Source organism: Amycolatopsis ruanii (genome assembly GCF_003385175.1).
In the GTDB taxonomy this organism is placed as follows: Bacteria; Actinomycetota; Actinomycetes; order Mycobacteriales; family Pseudonocardiaceae; genus Amycolatopsis_E; species Amycolatopsis_E thermalba.
Genome location: NZ_PQHY01000046.1, coordinates 37,028 through 54,877, shown reverse-complemented (window position 1 = coordinate 54,877; position 17,850 = coordinate 37,028). Strand labels below are relative to the sequence as shown.

The window sequence follows — 17,850 nt, the reverse complement described above, 5'->3', positions numbered from 1 at the left end:
GTCGGGAACCTGCCCGCCCCGCCCAACCGCCCCCGCGCCGCCTTCAGCGGGTCACGATTCCCCGTGCGATGCCGAGCTCCACCAGGTCCTGCGGCCGCAACCGCAGCTGGTTGGCCGTCTCCGGGACCTCCGACGGCGCCCGCTTCAGGATCGATGCCGCCGCCTCCGGGGACGTCACCGAGAAGAAGCTGTCCGGCGTCACCCACGTCCGCTCGGGGTGGGCGAACGCCAGCGCGCCCCCGGAGCCGCCCTCGCCGATCACCAGCGTCGTCACCGGCACCCGCGCCCCGGCCACCGCCGCGAACACCTCCGCGATCGCCGCGCCCGCGCCCGCCCGCTCCGCCGCCGGGTCGTTCGCCGCGCCGGGGGTGTCCACCAGCGTCAGCACCGGGATCCCCAACCGGTCCGCCAGCCGGATCAGCCGCGCCGCCGTCCGGAAACCCGACGGCAGCGTCGCCGTCCCGCACTGCGCCGCATACGCCACCGTCACGCCCGAGCGCATCCCGAACCCGCACCGCACCCCGGGATCCACCCCACCGCAGCGATCACCGCTGATGTCCTCCCGCCAGTCGAAATACGCGTCCAAATAGGACTCCGCGCGCGGACGCGAAGGAGCCCGGGCGGCCCGCACCGCGGCCCAGCCATCCGACGGCAGGTCACCGGAACCGAGCGCCGACGGCGGCGGCGCGGGCGCACCATCGGCACCGGTCAGCAGCGACAACCACCGGCCCAGCCGCTCACCCAGCTCCGCCGCCGGCACGATCTGGTCCACGTGCCCCGACGCCAGCTGCGACTCCGCCGTGTAGGCCGCAGCGTCACCCGCCGGCCGCACCCGCGACCCGGCGAACCCGACCTGCGCCCCGGGCAGGGCCAGCGCCACGTCCGAACCCGCGCCGAGCGTGGCCCAGCCGCCACCGGTCGTCGGGTCCCGCACGACCGCGACCTGCGGCAACCCGGCGGCCCGGGTCAACGCCGCCTGCCGCGCGATCCGCTGCAGCTGGGACAGCGCCGCCATGCCCTCCTGCATGCGGCTGCCGCCGGTCGCGATCATCGACACGACCGGCGTCCGCAGCTCCCGCGCCCGCTCGAACGCCGCCTCGATCCGGTCACCGGTGCGCCGCCCGAGCGAACCGCCGAGGAACCCGAACTCCCACGCGATCACGGTCGCCTCGGTGCCGCCGAACTTGCCGACCCCGCACACCACCGATTCCTGTTCACCGGTGCGCTCCACGGCCCTGGCACGCGCGGAGTCGTAACCGGGCCAGCCGATCGGGCCGTCCACACCGGACTCATCGGGCTCCGGCGCCGGCAGCTCGGTGAACCCGGAGCACACCGAGCCGATCACCGCGCGGGCGCTCTCACGCATTCAGCGCCCGCTTCATGACCTTGCCCATGTCGTTGCGCGGCAACGCGTCCAGGAACCGCACGACCCGCGGCCGCTTGTGCGGCGACAGCAACCGCGCCACGTGGTCGGCCAGCTCCTGCTCCGCGGGCGGCTCCCCGGCCGGCACGATCCACGCCACGATCCGCTCGCCCAGGTCCGGGTCCGGCTCGCCGGTCACCGCGGCCTCGGCCACGCCCGGGTGCTCCAGCAGCGCGTTCTCGATCTCCCCGGCGCCGATCTTGTAGCCGCCGCTCTTGATCAGGTCGGTGGCCTTGCGCCCGACGATCCGGTAGTAGCCGTCGGCGTCCCGGGTCGCCATGTCGCCGGTGCGGAACCAGCCGTCGTCAAACACCTCCGCGGTCGCGTCCGGCCGGTTGAGGTACTCGGTGAACAGGTTCGGCCCGCGGACCTGGATCTCGCCGACCGTCTCACCGTCGCTGGTCTCGATCACCGCGCCGGACTCGTCGACCAGCCGCACCTCGACCCCGCGCAGCGGCACGCCGACCGTGCCGGGCTTGCGCTCGCCGTCGGCGCGGACGCTGGTGTTCATCAGCGTCTCGCTCATGCCGTAGCGCTCCACGACCCGCTGCCCGGTGGCCGCGCGGATGCGTTCGTGGTCGTGCACCGGCAGCGCCGCCGACCCGGACACCAGCAGCCGCGCCCCGCTCAACGCCTTCGCCAGCTCCGGGTTGCCGCCCACCTCCTCCGCGATGCGGTGGTACATCGTGGGCACGCCGAACATCATCGTCGCCTCGGTCGACAGCTCCCGCGCGATCACGTCGGTGGCGAACCTGCCGGTGTGGTGCACGGTGCCGCCGCGGCGCAGCGGGCCGAGGATTCCCAGGATCAGGCCGTGCACGTGGAACAGCGGCAGCGCGTGCACGAGCACGTCGTCCGCGCTCCACTGCCAGGCGTCCTCCAGCGCGTCGAGCGTGCTGGAGATCGCGCGCCGCGGCAGCACCACGCCCTTCGGCGGCCCGGTGGTACCCGAGGTGTAGACGATCAGCGCGGGAGCCTCGTCACCCGGCTCTTCGGGCAGGTCACCGGGGCTGCCGATCAACGCGACCTGCTGGCGCGGCAGGTTCGCCAGCCGCTCCGGCAGTTTCGCGCCCGGCTCGCTGAGCACGAGCGAGGGCGTGCTGTCGCTCACGATGTGGTCGAGTTCGCGTTCGCCGATCTTCGGGTTGACCGGAACCGCCGGGACGCCCGCGAGCAGTGCCGCGACCACGGCGACGCTCGTGTGGATGGTCGGCGTCGCCCACACCGCCACCCGGGTGGGGGACTGGGCGCGGATCTCCCGGGCGAGTGAACCGGCGATCGCCGCCAGTTCCGCGTAGTCGAGCGAGACCTCGCCGAAGCGCAGGGCTTCCTTCTCGGGCGGCTCCGCCAGGGCCGGGAACAACCGTTCGGGCACGTGAACTCCTTACAGATCAGCCGAATCCGGGCACGATGAACACGAGCCAGGCCACGGCGGGTACCACGGCGACCATGATGCCGCCGTAGACGAGCAGTTGCCGGAAGAAGGAATCCCGGTCCACCTCGCGGGCGTTGGCGAGCACCAGCGCGCCGTTGGTGGAGAACGGGCTGACGTCGACGACCGTCGCCGACACCGCGAGCGCGCAGATCATGCCGACCGGGCCGACCGTGCCGAGCGCGAGGAACGGCACCGCGAGCGGGATGAGCGCGCCCATGATCCCGACCGAGGACGCGAACGCCGACACGATCGCGCCGATGTAGCACAGCAGCAGCGCGGCGATCAGCGGTGCGCCGATGCCGCCGACGCCCTCGCCGGCCCACTCGATCGTGCCCATCTCCTGCAGCACGCCGACGTAGGTGAGCACGCCGCAGATCAGCAGCACGGTCGGCCAGGTGACCTCGCCGACGGCCTTCTTGCTGGTCGCGGGCCAGATCACGCTGAGCACGACGGCCAGGGTCATCGCGGTGAGGCCGACGTCGAGGTCGAACACCAGGGTGGCCACGACCAGCACGGCCAGGCTCGTGAGCGTGGCGATGCGGGGCGCGTTCAGACGGATGCGTTCGCGCGTTCCGGTGCCCGCCAGGCCGGTGGTGGTGGGCGGGCCGCCGGTGCCCGCGGCGACGAGTTCGCGCTCCTCGGCCGGCGCGGAGGCCACCTGCCGTTTGCGCAGCACCACGAACACGACCGCCGCGATGACCAGGTTGACGACGAAGCTGGCCAGGAAGAGCGTGATCTCGCTGCCGCCGAGGCGTTCGCGCGCGACGATGCCGTTGACGATCGTGCCGTAGACGCTGATCGGCGAGAAGCCGCCGGCCTGCGCGCCGTGCACGACCATCGCGCCCATGAGCAGCGGGTGGATGCCGTACTGGGCGGCGAACCCGAGCGCGACGGGCGCGACGATGGCGACCGCGGCCGGGCTGACCGCGCCGATCGCGGTGAGCAGCGCGGTGATCGCGAAGGTGACCCAGGGGATCAGCGCGACGCGGCCGCGGACGAGCCGGACGGCGGCGTCGACCAGCCAGTCCGTGGTGCCGTTGGCGCGGGCGATGGCGAACAGGAACGTGACGCCGACGAGCACGACGAACAGGTCGCCGGGGAAGCCGGCGAAAATCTCGTCGGCATCCATGTTCGCGGCCAGCGTGCCGACGCCGAACGCGGCCGCGAAGGACAGCACCCCCATGTTGATCGAGCGGGTCGTCGCTATCACGAAGACGACCGCGAGGACGAGGATCGAGATCAGCTCAGCGGACATCCGGAGAACTCCCGCCGTTGGGATTCAAGTGGCTGAGTGGCTGAACCACTTTGCGGCTCAGCCACTCAGCCTGTCAAGGGCTAGGCTGCGGAACGTGTCTGATGCGCTGAGTCCGATGGCTCGTCCACGGCTGTACGAGCAGGTCCTGGAGCGGTTGCGGGCGTACGCGGCCGATGCCGGGCTGCGCGCGGGTGACCGGTTGCCCGCGGAGCGTGACCTGGCGCAGCGGCTCGGGGTGAGCCGCGCGTCGGTGAAGCAGGCGATCGTCGTGCTGGAGGTGCAGGGCCTGGTCGAGACCCGCCACGGCGGCGGGACCTACCTGGTGCGGGACGCGCTGGACGCCGAGCCGGTCGAGCGGCTGGTGGAGCGCCGCCGCCGGTTGCCGGACGTGCTGGACGCGCGGGAGGCGCTGGAGACGAAGCTGGCCGAGCTGGCGGCGATGCGCCGGACCGAGGACGATCTGGCCGCGCTGGAGTCGGCGCTGGAGTTCATGGCCGCGGAGATCCGCGACGGGGGAGCCGGCGTCGAGGGTGACCGCCGGTTCCACGCCGCGGTCACCGGGGCCGCGCACAGCGCCCTGCTGGCCGAGTTCATGGACGCGATAGCCGACCAGATCACCGAGAGCCGCACCGAGTCGCTCCGCCAGCCGGGCCGTCCGCCGCGCTCGCTGGACCAGCACATCCGCATCGCGGAGGCGATCCGCGACCGCAACCCGAAAACCGCTGCCGAAGCGATGCGGGACCACCTCCGCACGGTCGCCGAGGTGCGCTTGCTGAGCTGGGACCCGGAAACCCCCTGACCACCCGCGTGGGGCGGTAACCGCAGGTCGGCGGGCACGCCGTACGCTGGAGTGCTGTGCTGGTACTGGCTCTGGACACGTCGACGCCCGCGGTGACCGCCGGGGTCGCCGAACTCGCCACGGGCGTCACCGTGCTCGCCGAGCGCGTGACGCTCGACGCGCGTGCGCACGGCGAACTCATCACCCCGCACGCCCTCGACGCCACGCGGGAAGCGGGCGTCGCGCTCAAGGACGTCGGCGCGATCGTCGTCGGCGCCGGGCCAGGGCCGTTCACCGGTCTGCGGGCCGGTCTCGGCACCGCCGCCGCCCTCGGGCACGCGCTCGGCGTCCCGGTCCACCCGGTCGGCAGCCTCGACGCGATCGCCCAGCAGGTCGACGCCGGCGAGCCGTTCTCCGTGGTCACCGACGCCCGCCGCCGCGAGGTCTACTGGGCCGCCTACGACGCGACCGGCGCCCGCACCGGCGGCCCGCACGTCCAGGCGCCCGCCGAGCTGTCCCTCGGCCTCGCCGCCGGGGACGGGGCCCGCCGCTACGCCGAGCAGCTCGGCGCGCGCGTGGTCGAGCCGTACTACCCGGGCACCGCGGGCCTGGTGGCAGCCGCCCGCGACGCGCTCACCTCGGGAGCCGCGCCCGCCCCGCTGACGCCGCTCTACCTGCGCCGCCCGGACGCCGTCGAGCCCGGCGCGCGGAAGCGGGTGACCACGTCGTGAAGCTCGCCAAGCTGCGCCGCAAGGACATCCCGCGCTGCGTGGAGATCGAACAGGTCCTCTTCGCCGGAGACGACCCGTGGAGCGCCCGCGCGTTCCACAGCGAGCTGGACTCCGGCGGCTACTACCTCGGCGCGTACACGCCCGAGGACGTCCTGATCGGCTACGGCGGCCTGGCGGTCGTCGGCAGCCGGGGCGACTACGAGGCCAGCGTCCACACGATCGGTGTCGACCCGGGCTACCAGGGCCAGGGCGTCGGCACCGCGTTGCTGCGGGCCCTGCTCGCCCGCGCCGACGAGGTGCGCGCGCCGGTGTTCCTCGAGGTCCGCACCGACAACGACCGGGCCCAGGAGCTGTACCGGCGGCACGGTTTCGAGCAGATCGGCCTGCGCAAGCGTTACTACCACCCGTCCGGTGCGGACGCGTACACGATGATGCGTCCCGCCGTGACCAAGCAGGAGGTGGGCTGATGTCCCGCGTCATCCTCGGCATCGAAAGCTCCTGCGATGAGACCGGCGTCGGCCTCGTGCGGCTGCACGACGACGGCACCGTCGAACTCCTCGCCGACGAGGTCGCCTCGAGCGTCGAACAGCACGCGCGCTTCGGCGGTGTGGTGCCGGAGGTCGCCAGCCGCGCCCACCTGGAGGCCATGGTGCCCACGGCCGAGCGGGCGTTCGCCGCGGCCGGGCTCGGGCTGTCCGATGTGGACGCCATCGCGGTGACCGCGGGCCCGGGGCTGGCCGGTGCGCTGCTGGTCGGCGTCTCCGCGGCGAAGGCCTACGCGGCGGCGCTGGACGTTCCGCTCTACGGCGTCAACCACCTGGCCGGGCACATCGCGGTGGACACCCTGCAGCACGGCCCGCTGCCGAAACCGTGCCTGGCGCTGCTGGTGTCCGGCGGGCACACGCAATTGCTGCGGGTGGACGACATCGCGGGCGAGATCACCGAGGTCGGGTCTACTGTGGACGATGCGGCGGGTGAGGCCTACGACAAGGTGGCCCGCGTGCTGGGCCTGCCGTACCCGGGCGGCCCGCCGATCGACAAGGCGGCTCGCGCGGGCAACCCGAGGGCGATCGGCTTCCCCCGCGGCATGACCGGTCCGCGCGACGCGAGGTTCGACTTCTCGTTCTCCGGGCTGAAGACCGCGGTGGCGCGGTGGGTGGAGAACGCCGAGCGCCGCGGCGAGCAGATCCCGGTCGACGACGTGGCGGCGTCCTTCCAGGAGGCGGTGGCCGACGTGCTGACCGCGAAGGCCGTGCGCGCGGCGAAGGAGATGGGCATCGGGACGCTCGTGATCTCCGGCGGCGTGGCGGCGAACTCGCGCCTGTCGGGCCTGGCGCGCGAGCGGTGCGAGGCCGCGGGGATCGAGTTGCGCGTCCCACGGCCGCGCCTGTGCACCGACAACGGCGCGATGATCGCGGCGCTGGGGGCGCACGTGGTGGCGGCGGAGAAGAAGCCGTCGGCGCTGGACCTGTCGGCGAACCCGGCGCTGCCGGTGGAGGTCGTCTCGCTCTGAAGCGCGCGCGGGAGCGTGGTTGCGGCGGTGCCTGAAGGCGTTCGCGCGCATGCTGCGCGAGTCGCACTTCGGGTTCGAGCGGCCGATGACCGGGTTCTAGATCGAGGTCAACCTGGACGACGTGCGCGCCAGCCTCAACTCCGCCGAGGCGAACGCCGGCCGCATCGGCGCGCAGCTCATCATGGTCGGCATCCTGCCCACCCTGCGGCAGGACCACCTGACCGGCGCCTCACTGTCGCCGAACCCGAACGCCTGCGGGCCACCTGCGACACGATCGTGCCCGAGGCGGAGTGCACAAGCAACCAGTTCCACCTGCAGGTGAGTCCCGCGCAGTTCCCCGCCTACTGGAACGCCGCGCAGGCCATCGCCGGGGTGCAGGTCGCGGTCGGCGCGAACTCGCCGTTCCTCCTCGGCAAGCACCGGTGGGCTGCACAACGGCACGATTTACCGCTGGAACCGGCCGATCTACGCGGTCACTCGCGACCGCGCCCATCTCCGGGTGGAGAACCGGGTCCTGCCCGCCGGGCCGACGGTCGTCGACGCCATGGCCAACGGGGCGTTCTACTTCGGACTCGTCCGCACCCTGGCCGGGGCTGGGCACCGTCCCGGTGGCGGAACTGGTCCTGCGGCGGCTCCTGCGCACCCTGGTCGGCGAGTACCGGGAGCACATGCACCAACGAGCAGGTGCCCACCCGGTCGGCTTAGAACACGCGCGCACGAACGTGGAACTCGCGCGCACGAACGTGGAACTCGCGCGCACGAACGTGGAACTCGCGCGCACGAGCGTGGGACTCGCGCGCGGGAGCGTGGGACTCGCGCGCACGAGCGTGGGACTCGCGCGGGCTGCGGGTCAGGGGCGCGTGCGCGACACCACCACGTCGTCGAGCTTCACGAAGCCCACCCGGTGCCCGAACTGGATCTGCACGTACTTCGTCCTCCCGCGGACCACCACGTGTTCCGCCGGGTCGAAGGTCGTCGCCGAGTAGTACTCCGCGGGCAGGGTCGGGCCGGCGGTGTACCTCTGGCCCGCGGGCAGCGTGTACTGCAGCGGCACGACCTCCTGCGGTGTGAGCCCCTCCGGGTACGCGGAAGCCTCCGGGTACGCGCGCCCGTACACCGGCACCGACGACCGCCCCGGCCGCGGCGTCACCACCTGCCCCAGCACCGGCACCACCCCGGACGAGCGCAGCCACCCCTTCTGCCCGAGGTACCACACGGCCGTCCAGTCGCCCCGGATTTCCGCCACCGCGTACCGCTGCCCGGCCGACACGCGGCTGCCCACGTCGGAGATCGCCACGGTGGACGGCCCGCCGTCCGGGTGCAGGCCGATGTCCGCGAGCAGGGGAGCGTCGTCGCGCGGCTCCACCCGCAGGAACAGCGCCGACGAACCGCGCGCGGGGCACGCGGCGCCCGGCGCCGCACACCCCGTGTACCCGGTCGGGTTCGACGCGAAGTCCGGCTTGACCATGACCATGCCCGTCGGCTGCCGCACCGGCCGCGGGTTCAGCGGCGCGCCGAGCAGGTCGAAGTAGTGCGCCCAGTCCCAGTACGGCGCCGGGTCCCAGTGCATGCCGGCGACCTTGTCCGCGGTCGTCCCCGGCACGTTGTCGTGCCCGATGACGTGCTCGCGGTCCAGCGGGATCCGGTACTTCCCGGCCAGGTAGCGCACCAGCTTCGCCGAGGTCCGGTACATCGCCTCGGTGTACCAGGTGCCCTGCGCCGCGAACCCCTCGTGCTCGACGCCGATCGACTTCGCGTTGAAGTACCAGTTCCCGGCGTGCCAGCCCACGTCCTTGGTCAGCACGTGCTGGGCGACGTGCCCGTCGGTCGAGCGCAGCGTGTAGTGCCACGCCAGGTACGCCGGGTCCTGCACGAGCCCGATCGCCGTGTCGTAGGTGCACTCCGTGTCGTGGATGACGATGTGCGTGATCCGCTGCGAGTTCGGCCGCTCGGCCTTGTCGTGGTTGCCGTAGTCGCCGTTGCCGAGGTCCTGGTAGGGCGCCGGGATCCACTCGACGGGCAGCCCGGGCGGCGCCTCGGCCGCGCCCTCCGCGACGGTGGACAACCCGAGCGCGCGGACCTGCTCGCGTCGCGGTGACACCGGCGTCGCGGGCAACGTGACCGCCTGCCCGTCGTCGGTGGTCCGGCTCGCCCCGGCGGCGATGGTCGCGAACACCTCGTCGGCGAAGAACGTCGCGGTCCCGGTGTCCGACGCGCCGCTGTAGCGGGCGACCGCGCCGTACCAGCCGGCCGGACCGTCCGCCCGCGCGCCGAGCTCGCGCTGGTAGTGGGCCAGCACCGCGGCGCCACCGCGGATGTTCTGCACCGGGTCCGTCCGCAGCGTCGCGGCGTCCACGCCGGTCAGCTCGGCGGCGAGGTCGACGGTCTGCAGCGCTGCCGACGTGTGCGGCCGCAGCTCCCCGCGCGCCGCGTCGCCCCGTGGGTCCTCGCCCTGGTCGTGGTGGCTCCCGCCGGCCGCGACGGCCCGCAGGTCCGTCAGGTGCAGCGGGCCGAACCCGGCGCCGGTGCTCGGCGCGCCGCCGTGGGAGTCCCAGCGGGACTTCAGGTACGACACGCCGAGCAGCACGGACTCCGGGACGCCGAACTCCGCCGCCGCGGCCGCGAACGCGCGCTGCCGCGCTCCGGTCGTGGCCGCGGACGCGCCGGTCGCGGCCACCACGGCCACACCGGCGGTGCCGACAGCGATCGCGCGCAGGGCGTTGCGGCGGGTGAACGACGTCATTGCGGCCTCCCCGGAACAGGTGCAGTCAGAAAACTACACACCGTCAAGGGGAGGAGGGAACCAACTTCCGTCTCAGACCCGGTGCAGGCTCGGGTCCCGGTCGGTCACCACGAAGCTGGCCGCGGTCTCGGCGGCCGCGCCCGGCCGGCTGACGTAGGGCAGGATCCGGTAGTCGGCCCGCAGCTCGTTCGCGGTGAAGCGGGTGCGGATGTAGCCGCGCCGGTTCTTGTGGAACTTGACGTGCGGGTTCTCGTCCAGCACCGACTGGAACGGGTCGTCGTTGCCGTCCCGGCCGCTGGTGATCGACGTCGTGATCAGCTCGACGCCCACGCCCTTCGAGTCCGGCTGCCCGTAGGTCTGCTTGACCTCCGACGCCCAGTGCCGGTGCACGTCCCCGGTGAGCACGACACCGTTGCGCACCCGCGAGTCGCCCATCGCCGCGGCGATGCGGTCCCGGTTGGCCTTGTAGCCGTCCCAGGCGTCCATGTTGTAGCCGAGCTGCGAGCCGGCGGTGAAGTCGATCTCGGAGAACACCACCTGCTGGCCCAGCACGTCCCACCGCGCCCGGCTCTGCCGGAACCCGTCGATCAGCCACTTCTCCTGCGCCGCGCCGGTGATGGTGCGGTTGGGGTTCAGGCGCTCGTCGCAGCTGACCTTGACGCCGTCGCCGCAGGCCTGGTCGTCGCGGTACTGCCGGGTGTCGAGCATGTGGAAGGTGGCCAGCTGCCCCCAGTGGATCCGCCGGTAGAGCTGCATGTCGATGCCCCGCGGCCGGGCGTTGCGGCGCAGCGGCATGTTCTCGTAGTAGGCCTGGAAGGCGACCTTGCGGCGGTCCAGGAACGACGCGCCGGGCGTCTGCGACGAGGCTTCGGGCACCTCGTCGGCCCAGTTGTTCTCGGTCTCGTGGTCGTCCCACACCACCAGCCACGGCGCGGTGGCGTGCGCGAGCTGGAGGTCGGGGTCGGTCTTGTACTGGGCGTGGCGCAGGCGGTAGTCGGCGAGCGTGACGGTCTCCGGGCCGACGACCGTGCGCACGTCGGTGGCCTTGGCCGCGTACTCGTACTGGTAGTCGCCCAGGTGCAGGATGAGGTCCGGGTGGTCCTCGGCGAGGCGGCGGTAGGCGGTGAAGTAGCCCTCGCCGTAGTGCGAGCACGACGCGAAGCACATGGTCAGCGGGGACAGCTGCCACGGCGCGGGCGCGGTGCGGGTGATGCCGGCCGGGGAGATCTCGCCGCCGACGCGGAACCGGTAGTAGTACTCGGTGCCCGGCTCCAGGCCGTCCGCCTCGACGTGCACGCTGTGCGCCGCCTCGGGCGCGGCCCACGTCTGTCCGGAGTGGACGATGCGGGTGAAGCGCTCGTCGCGGGCGATCTGCCACTGCACGGGCAGGGCCCGGTTCGGCATGCCGCCGAGGCCGTCCTCGGCGAGCGGGTCGGCGGCCAGCCGGGTCCACAGGACGACGCCGTCCGGCAGCGGATCGCCGGAGGCGACGCCGAGGTTGAAGACGTCGCCGACGGGCCCGGTGCCCGCTCCGGGCGAGGCGGAGGCGCGGGTGATTCCGGCGCTCAGCGCGACCGCCGCGGCGCCGCCGATCAGGACCTTGCGGCGGTTGAGTTTCGGGGTGTCCGGCACGTGCACTCCTCGTGGTGGGAACCAGTGGGGCCCATCGACGGTGCATCTCCGGGGCGAACGGGACGAAGGTGATCAGGTGGCTGGAAAGTGAATTTCCCTCAGCGGACCGGTTCCGGTGCCGGCCTGCTGTCGAAGGCCTCCCGCGCGGCGAGGATCTCGCCGACGTGCTCCTCGGCCCACTCGCCCAGGACGTTGAACATGTCGCCGACCTGCGTGCCGAGGCCGGTCAGGGAGTACTCGACGCGCGGCGGCACGGTCGGGTAGACGGCCCGGTCGACCAGGCCGTCGCGCTCCAGGGTGCGCAGGGTCTGGGTGAGCGATTTCTGGGTGATGCCCTCGAGCAGGCGGCGCAGCTCGTTGAACCGCATCGGGCCGTCGTGGCGGCGCAGCGAGCTGAGGACCAGCAGGCTCCACTTGTTGGCGAGCGCGTCGAGCACGGTGCGGGCCGGGCAGGCGGTCAGGTAGGACTGGACGGTATCCATGAGGTACCTGGATATCAGGAAGGTGCCTTCTTCACAACGGATACCGCCCGGGTCGACGATCTTCGGCATGAGAGCTGTCGATGTGTGGGCCCTGGGTGGCCCGGAAGTGCTCGAACTGGTGGACGCGCCGCGGCCGGTGCCGGGGGCGGGCGAGGTGCTGGTGCGGGTGCACGCGGTGGGGGTCAACCCGGCGGACTGGAAGCTGCGCCGCGGGCTCGTGGACGGGGTGGGGCTCGTGCCGCCGTTCCGGCTCGGGCTGGACTTCTCCGGCGTGGTCGAGGAGACGGGGGAGGAGGTGTTCGGGCTGGTGATGTCGCAGTGGGGTGCGTACGCCGAGTACGTGGCGGTGCCGTCGGCGGCGTTGGCGCCCAAGCCGGCGGGGCTGGACCACGTCACGGCGGCCGCTTCACCGACCGCGGTGCTGACGGCGGCGCAGGCGCTGGACGACGTGCGGCCGGGGCAGCGGGTGCTGATCCACGCGGCGGCCGGCGGGGTCGGGCACGTCGCGGTGCAGGTGGCGAAGGCACGCGGCGCGTACGTGATCGGCACCGCGCGATCGGCGAACCACGAGTTCCTGCGCGAGCTGGGCGCGGACGAGTTGATCGACCACACGGTGGCGGACTTCACGTCCGCCGTGTCGGACGTGGACGTGGTGTGCGACCTGGTCGGTGGCGACTACGGGGCGCGCTCGCTCAGGGTGCTGAGGCCGGACGGCGTGCTGATCGACGCGCAGGGCAACGACGCGACGGAGGACCCGCGCTACCGCCGGTTCCACGTGCAGCCGTCCGGGGCGGCTCTGGCGCGCGCGGTGGACGGCGTGCGGGTCCACGTCTCGCAGGTACTGCCCCTGGAGGACGCCGCGAAGGCCCACGAGCTGAGCGAGAGCGGCCGGGTGCGCGGGAAGATCGTGCTGACGGTGTGAACGAACGGCCCCGGGACCACGCCGTCGGGGTCCCGGGGCCGTTCAGGTCAAGGCCGGTGCTAGCAGCCTCCGCAGCAACCGCAACCGGGGCCACTGCACGAGCTGCAACAGCTGCAACCACCCATGGGAACACCAATCCTTCCAGTCGTGTCCGGGCCGTTTCCCAAGGTAGGGAGGCGCGGGCACGGCCAACACCGCCCAACGAGTGAGATGCTGGTATCGCTACGTGACGATGCGTGCCGGTGCCATCGATCCGAACGACACCCCGTCGTGACAAGGGGTGCGACCCGCACCGGGGGCCTCCTTGCGCGGCCGCCGTCGAGGAAGCCCTCGATCCGCCGGTTCGCGATGTCAGGGGTCCCGTGCGCGAACCGGGCGTAGACCTTCGCGAGCATGGTCACGGTGTGCCCCGCCCGCTCCGCGACGTCGGGCAGTGGGGCCGTCCCGCCAGCACCGACCGGACGAGGTTCGGCGGAAGGCCCAGCGGCCGGGCACGCCGCAAGACGTCGGTGCAAGGACGCGTTGCTGACCGACCGGCCGTCAAGCCGTCGCGGAACCAGCGCGGAACAAAGCCGCCGGTCAGGCCGCTTGGCACCCCGTTCGGGCAGCACCGGGGGACCCTCCTTGCGCGGCTAGCACTCCCGTGGCTAGAGTGCTAATCGAAGGCACCGCACACGCCCCGGCACCCGCGACGGCGGGGGTGGTAGGCGCCGAAACCAAGTAAGTACCTGCCAACGCTTTCGACGACCCGTGGAGGTCAACCCGGTGAGCGTGAACATCAAACCGCTCGAGGACAAGATCGTTGTCCAGACGAGCGAGGCCGAGGAGACGACCGCGTCCGGCCTCGTCATCCCCGACACCGCCAAGGAGAAGCCCCAGGAGGGCAAGGTTCTGGCCGTGGGCCCGGGCCGCGTCGACGACAAGGGGAACCGCATCCCCGTCGACGTCAACGTCGGCGACGTCGTCATCTACTCCAAGTACGGCGGCACCGAGGTCAAGTACAACGGTGAGGACTACCTGATCCTGTCCGCTCGCGACGTGCTGGCTGTCGTCAACTGACACAGGCGCTGCGGTGAACGCCCCGGGCCCCGCTGGAAAGCCGGGGACGGGGCGTTCTGCTGTCTGAGAGGACTTCCATGCCCAAGCAGATCAACTTCGACGAGGACGCTCGTCGAGCCCTCGAGCGCGGCGTCAACAAGCTCGCCGACGCGGTCAAGGTCACCCTCGGCCCGCGTGGTCGCCACGTCGTGCTCGACAAGAAGTTCGGCGGCCCCACGATCACCCTCGACGGCGTCACCGTCGCGCGGGAGATCGACCTGGAGGACCCGTTCGAGAACCTCGGTGCCCAGCTGGCCAAGAACGTGGCCACCAAAACCAACGACGTCGCCGGCGACGGCACCACCACGGCCACCGTGCTGGCGCAGTCTCTGGTGAAGGTCGGCCTCCGCAACGTGGCCGCCGGCGCCAACCCGGCCGCGCTCGGCAAGGGCATCGAGGCGGCCGCGGAGAAGGTCATCGAGGTGCTCAAGTCCAGGGCCACCCCGGTCAAGGGCCGCGACAACATCGCCCAGGTCGGCACGGTCACCTCGCGTGACGCCACCATCGGCGCCCTGCTCGGCGAGGCCGTGGAGCGGGTCGGCGAGGACGGTGTGATCACCGTGGAGGAGTCCTCCACGCTGGCCACCGAACTCGAGATCACCGAAGGTGTGCAGTTCGACAAGGGCTACCTGTCGGCGCACTTCGCGACCGACCCGGAGGAGCAGCGGGCGATCCTGGAGAACGCCTACGTGCTGCTGCACCGCGAGAAGATCTCGGCGCTGGCCGACCTGCTCCCGGTTCTGGAGAAGGTCGCCGAGTCGAAGAAGCCGCTGCTGATCATCGCCGAGGACGTCGAGGGCGAGGCGCTGTCCACCCTGGTGGTCAACGCCCTGCGCAAGACCCTCGTCGCGGTCGCGGTGAAGGCCCCGTTCTTCGGTGACCGCCGCAAGGCGTTCCTGGACGACCTGGCCGTCGTCACCGGCGCGCAGGTCATCTCCTCGGAGGTCGGCCTCAAGCTGTCCGAGATCGGCCTCGACTCGCTGGGCACCGCCCGGCGCATCGAGATCACCAAGGACAACACGACGATCGTCGACGGTGCCGGCACCAAGGCCGACATCGAGGCCCGCATCGCGCAGATCCGCAAGGAGATCGAGACCACCGACTCCGACTGGGACCGCGAGAAGCTGCAGGAGCGGCTGGCCAAGCTCGGCGGTGGCGTCGCGGTGATCAAGGTCGGCGCGGCCACCGAGACCGAGCTGAACGAGCGCAAGCACCGCATCGAGGACGCCGTGGCGTCGACCAAGGCGGCCGTCGAGGAGGGCATCGTGCCCGGCGGCGGCTCGGCGATCGTGCACGCGGTCAAGGAGCTCGAGGGCGACCTCGGCCTGACCGGCGACGAGGCCACGGGTGTCCGCATCGTGCGGGACGCCCTGACCGCGCCGCTGAACTGGATCGCCGCGAACGCCGGCTACGAGGGCCCGGTCATCGTGTCCAAGGTGCAGGAGCAGGGCTGGGGCTACGGCTTCAACGCCGCGACCGGCGAGATCACCGACCTGCTGCAGGCCGGCATCGTCGACCCGGTCAAGGTGACCCGCTCCGCGGTCGCGAACGCGGCCTCCATCGCCCGTCTCGTCCTCACCACGGAGAGCACCGTGGTGGACAAGCCGGTCGCGGAGCCCGAGAACACCGGCCACGGCCACGGCCACGCGCACTGACGAAGAACGAGAGGGCCCCCGCCACAAGCGGGGGCCCTTCTTCTTTTCTGCCCCACACACAAACCGCCACCCGGCAACGCAACCGGCCCACCCCTCTCCCGCAACCCGATCCCCAGCCAAATCGGTTGCCGAGCAGTCGGGTCAAGGCACGCTTTCCCGCCTTGACGCGACTTCTCGGCAACCGAACACTGAAAGATCGGGTTCGGGAGTGGCAAATCCGGGCGTAGCGAAGCGAAGCCGGCGCTTCCAGCCGCGCGCAGCGCAGATACGCGCGTAGCGCAGCGCCTACCTACGCATTAACCCCACCATCGACAGTGATCACCGACCCGGTGATGAACGCCCCAGCGGGCCCCGCGACATGTGCGACGGTCGCCGCCAGATCCTCCGGCGCCGCGTGCCGCCCGATGGCCGACAACGCGAGCGCGCTCGCGGCCCGCGGCCCGTCCGCCGGGTTCATGTCCGTGTCGGTCGGCCCCGGCTGCACGACCACCGACGTGATCCCCCGCGCCCCGAGATCGCGCGCGAACGCCCTGCTCAACCCCACCACGGCCGCCTTCGACGAGGCATAGGCGCTCAGGCCCTGCCGTGGCGCCCGCTCGCCCAGCGTGCTGCCGATCGTGATGATCCGTCCCCCGTCGGGCAGGTGCCGCACCGCGGCCTTGGTGGCGACGAACACCGCCCGCACGTTGACCGCCAGCGCCCGGTCGAAGTCCTCCAGGCTCAGCTCCTCGACCGTGCCGTGCGGGAACACCCCGGCGTTGTTGACCAGCACGTCCAGCCCGCCCAGCGCCTGGTCGGCCTGGTGCACCGCCGCGGTCAGCGCGTCCGCGTCGCCGCTGTCCGCCTGGATCGCGAGCGCCTTGCGGCCCAGCCCCTCGACCGAGGCCACCACCTCGGCTGCGCGGGAGGCGGCCCGCTCGTAGGTCACCGCGACGTGCGCGCCCTCCGCCGCGAGCTTCCGCGCGATCGCCGCGCCGATGCCCCTGCTGCCCCCGGTCACGAGCGCCACCTTGCCGTCCAGCGAAGCCATGGAGTCCTCCATTTCTGTAGTGATCGACACAGAAATTAACGGCGGCAGGATCTCGGGTCAAGACTTTCTGTGTCGATCGCTATAGAATGCGAACCATGTCACCACGCGGCCGCCCGAGGGCCTTCGACCGGGACGCGGCGCTCGACGAGGCGATGTACGTCTTCTGGGAGCGCGGCTACGAGGGCACCTCGCTGTCCGACCTCACCGCCGCCATGAAGATCAACTCGCCGAGCCTGTACGCGGCGTTCGGCGGGAAGGAGGCGTTGTTCCGGGAGGCGATCCAGCGCTACCGGGAGCGGTTCGCGCGCCGGCCGCCGGAGGAGGCGACCGCGCGCGACGCGGTCGAGGCGTGGCTGCGTCACAGCGCCCGCGGCTACGTCGAGGACGGGCACCCGCGCGGGTGCATGGTGGTACTCGCCGCGCTGAACTGCACGGAACAGAACCGGCCGGTCCGCGAATTCCTGACCGCCAAACGACGGAGCAACCTGACGGGCATCGCGGAGCGGCTGCGGCGCGCGGTGGCGGAGGGCGACCTGCCCGAGGACGCCGACATCGACGGCATCGTCCGGTTCTACGGCACGATTCTGCACGGGATGTCGATTCAGGCCCGCGACGGCGCGGAACTGACGGACCTGGAAGCGGTCATCGACACGGCGATGACCGTGTGGCCGCGATTCCTGGGAAAAAAGACGACACCCGGCTGACGGGCGTTCACCCGGGTGCCGTCCGCTTTTTCCGTTCCGGCTACTGACCGGAAAGGGTCAGCTGTGGTTTTCCGGTGCGGATGATCGTCTCCCGCTCGGCTTCCGACAGCCCGCCCCAGATCCCGTACGGCTCGTGCACCGCGAGCGCGTGCTCCCGGCACAGGTCCAGCACCGGGCAGGACTGGCAGATCGCCTTCGCGCGGGCCTCCCGCCGCGCTCTCGCCGGCCCCCGTTCGCCGTCCGGGTGGAAGAAGGCCCCGCTGTCCATCCCCCTGCACGACCCCCGCAGCTGCCAATCCCAGATATCGGCGTTCGGGCCCGGGAGCCTCCGCGTGTCTGCCATCCTGACCGCCTCCGATTCGGTCGTGCCACCCCTGCTTTGTTGCCCGGTGATTACTCCGAATGGCGCAACGGCGGTAACGTTAGAAGCGCGCCAATAGTTGTTCAAG

The 17,850-nt window shown here is 72.0% G+C and carries 16 protein-coding genes and 1 pseudogene; 9 read left to right on the top strand and 8 right to left on the bottom strand.

Annotation, left to right across the window (positions count from 1 at the left end):
* Positions 1–43: 43 nt before the first annotated feature.
* The 3 genes from D0D28_RS22955 to D0D28_RS22945 are packed head-to-tail and all read right to left on the bottom strand — an operon-like array spanning position 44 to position 4,113.
* On the bottom strand, positions 44–1,366 hold the full coding sequence (locus D0D28_RS22955; protein WP_116112248.1) for a carboxyl transferase domain-containing protein: 1,323 nt from the start codon (positions 1,364–1,366) through the stop codon (positions 44–46).
* Positions 1,359–2,798: an acyl-CoA synthetase gene (locus D0D28_RS22950; protein ID WP_116112246.1), complete on the bottom strand. Its 1,440-nt coding sequence runs from the start codon at positions 2,796–2,798 to the stop codon at positions 1,359–1,361. Before D0D28_RS22950 ends, D0D28_RS22955 begins: the two co-directional genes overlap by 8 nt.
* Positions 2,799–2,814: 16 nt before the next feature.
* On the bottom strand, positions 2,815–4,113 hold the full coding sequence (locus D0D28_RS22945) for an SLC13 family permease (RefSeq protein ID WP_116112243.1): 1,299 nt from the start codon (positions 4,111–4,113) through the stop codon (positions 2,815–2,817).
* Positions 4,114–4,228: 115 nt separating this feature from the next.
* On the opposite strand from D0D28_RS22945, the gene D0D28_RS22940 reads away from it, so the two are divergent.
* The 5 genes and pseudogenes from D0D28_RS22940 to D0D28_RS36935 form a co-directional block, all read left to right on the top strand.
* On the top strand, positions 4,229–4,912 hold the full coding sequence (locus D0D28_RS22940; protein WP_198958136.1) for a FadR/GntR family transcriptional regulator: 684 nt from the start codon (positions 4,229–4,231) through the stop codon (positions 4,910–4,912).
* A gap of 56 nt (positions 4,913–4,968) precedes the next feature.
* Positions 4,969–5,622, top strand: a complete 654-nt coding sequence (tsaB, locus tag D0D28_RS22935; RefSeq protein ID WP_116112240.1) for a tRNA (adenosine(37)-N6)-threonylcarbamoyltransferase complex dimerization subunit type 1 TsaB — start codon at positions 4,969–4,971, stop codon at positions 5,620–5,622.
* On the top strand, positions 5,619–6,089 hold the full coding sequence (gene rimI / locus D0D28_RS22930) for a ribosomal protein S18-alanine N-acetyltransferase (RefSeq protein ID WP_094003949.1): 471 nt from the start codon (positions 5,619–5,621) through the stop codon (positions 6,087–6,089). Before tsaB ends, rimI begins: the two co-directional genes overlap by 4 nt.
* Positions 6,089–7,135, top strand: coding sequence for a tRNA (adenosine(37)-N6)-threonylcarbamoyltransferase complex transferase subunit TsaD (gene tsaD / locus D0D28_RS22925; RefSeq protein ID WP_116112237.1), 1,047 nt, complete (start codon positions 6,089–6,091; stop codon positions 7,133–7,135). Before rimI ends, tsaD begins: the two co-directional genes overlap by 1 nt.
* A 118-nt stretch (positions 7,136–7,253) precedes the next feature.
* A pseudogene (locus tag D0D28_RS36935) lies at positions 7,254–7,730 on the top strand (glutamate--cysteine ligase); the annotation flags it as partial.
* 255 nt (positions 7,731–7,985) lie between these two features.
* Here D0D28_RS36935 and D0D28_RS22915 read toward each other — a convergent pair.
* The 3 genes from D0D28_RS22915 to D0D28_RS22905 all read right to left on the bottom strand — a co-directional run bounded on the left by D0D28_RS22915 (position 7,986) and on the right by D0D28_RS22905 (position 11,992).
* Positions 7,986–9,878 (bottom strand): N-acetylmuramoyl-L-alanine amidase, encoded by a 1,893-nt coding sequence (locus D0D28_RS22915; RefSeq protein ID WP_116112235.1) that lies wholly within the window; start codon positions 9,876–9,878, stop codon positions 7,986–7,988.
* Positions 9,879–9,950: 72 nt separating this feature from the next.
* Entirely contained in the window at positions 9,951–11,510 is a 1,560-nt protein-coding gene (locus D0D28_RS22910; protein WP_094003955.1) for an alkaline phosphatase D family protein, read from the bottom strand.
* Positions 11,511–11,608: 98 nt separating this feature from the next.
* A complete protein-coding gene (locus tag D0D28_RS22905; RefSeq protein ID WP_094003956.1) occupies positions 11,609–11,992 on the bottom strand; it encodes a winged helix-turn-helix transcriptional regulator in 384 nt (127 codons plus the stop codon).
* Between the two features lie 67 nt (positions 11,993–12,059).
* Between D0D28_RS22905 and D0D28_RS22900 the strand changes: the two genes are divergently transcribed.
* The 3 genes from D0D28_RS22900 to groL all read left to right on the top strand — a co-directional run bounded on the left by D0D28_RS22900 (position 12,060) and on the right by groL (position 15,667).
* Positions 12,060–12,914, top strand: coding sequence for an NADP-dependent oxidoreductase (locus tag D0D28_RS22900; RefSeq protein WP_116112233.1), 855 nt, complete (start codon positions 12,060–12,062; stop codon positions 12,912–12,914).
* 765 nt (positions 12,915–13,679) lie between these two features.
* Positions 13,680–13,973: a co-chaperone GroES gene (gene groES, locus D0D28_RS22890; RefSeq protein ID WP_026153773.1), complete on the top strand. Its 294-nt coding sequence runs from the start codon at positions 13,680–13,682 to the stop codon at positions 13,971–13,973.
* A gap of 77 nt (positions 13,974–14,050) precedes the next feature.
* Positions 14,051–15,667 (top strand): chaperonin GroEL, encoded by a 1,617-nt coding sequence (groL, locus tag D0D28_RS22885; protein WP_116112230.1) that lies wholly within the window; start codon positions 14,051–14,053, stop codon positions 15,665–15,667.
* A gap of 289 nt (positions 15,668–15,956) precedes the next feature.
* Here groL and D0D28_RS22880 read toward each other — a convergent pair whose 3' ends face one another.
* Positions 15,957–16,697 (bottom strand): SDR family NAD(P)-dependent oxidoreductase, encoded by a 741-nt coding sequence (locus D0D28_RS22880; RefSeq protein WP_116112260.1) that lies wholly within the window; start codon positions 16,695–16,697, stop codon positions 15,957–15,959.
* Between the two features lie 95 nt (positions 16,698–16,792).
* Between D0D28_RS22880 and D0D28_RS22875 the strand changes: the two genes are divergently transcribed.
* Positions 16,793–17,401, top strand: a complete 609-nt coding sequence (locus D0D28_RS22875; protein WP_205413336.1) for a TetR/AcrR family transcriptional regulator — start codon at positions 16,793–16,795, stop codon at positions 17,399–17,401.
* 40 nt (positions 17,402–17,441) lie between these two features.
* Here the strand turns inward: D0D28_RS22875 and D0D28_RS22870 are convergent, their stop codons facing one another.
* Positions 17,442–17,744, bottom strand: coding sequence for a WhiB family transcriptional regulator (locus tag D0D28_RS22870; RefSeq protein WP_094003959.1), 303 nt, complete (start codon positions 17,742–17,744; stop codon positions 17,442–17,444).
* Positions 17,745–17,850 lie beyond the last annotated feature (106 nt).

Coding starts and splice junctions, on each gene's coding strand:
- D0D28_RS22955 (WP_116112248.1), bottom strand. CDS start 1,366: ATGCGTGAGAGCGCCCGCGCGGTGATCGGCTCGGTGTGCTCCGGGTTC.
- D0D28_RS22945 (WP_116112243.1), bottom strand. CDS start 4,113: ATGTCCGCTGAGCTGATCTCGATCCTCGTCCTCGCGGTCGTCTTCGTG.
- D0D28_RS22940 (WP_198958136.1), top strand. CDS start 4,229: ATGGCTCGTCCACGGCTGTACGAGCAGGTCCTGGAGCGGTTGCGGGCG.
- tsaD (WP_116112237.1), top strand. CDS start 6,089: ATGTCCCGCGTCATCCTCGGCATCGAAAGCTCCTGCGATGAGACCGGC.
- D0D28_RS22915 (WP_116112235.1), bottom strand. CDS start 9,878: ATGACGTCGTTCACCCGCCGCAACGCCCTGCGCGCGATCGCTGTCGGC.
- D0D28_RS22905 (WP_094003956.1), bottom strand. CDS start 11,992: ATGGATACCGTCCAGTCCTACCTGACCGCCTGCCCGGCCCGCACCGTG.
- D0D28_RS22900 (WP_116112233.1), top strand. CDS start 12,060: ATGAGAGCTGTCGATGTGTGGGCCCTGGGTGGCCCGGAAGTGCTCGAA.
- groL (WP_116112230.1), top strand. CDS start 14,051: ATGCCCAAGCAGATCAACTTCGACGAGGACGCTCGTCGAGCCCTCGAG.
- D0D28_RS22880 (WP_116112260.1), bottom strand. CDS start 16,697: ATGGCTTCGCTGGACGGCAAGGTGGCGCTCGTGACCGGGGGCAGCAGG.
- D0D28_RS22875 (WP_205413336.1), top strand. CDS start 16,793: ATGTCACCACGCGGCCGCCCGAGGGCCTTCGACCGGGACGCGGCGCTC.
- D0D28_RS22870 (WP_094003959.1), bottom strand. CDS start 17,744: ATGGCAGACACGCGGAGGCTCCCGGGCCCGAACGCCGATATCTGGGAT.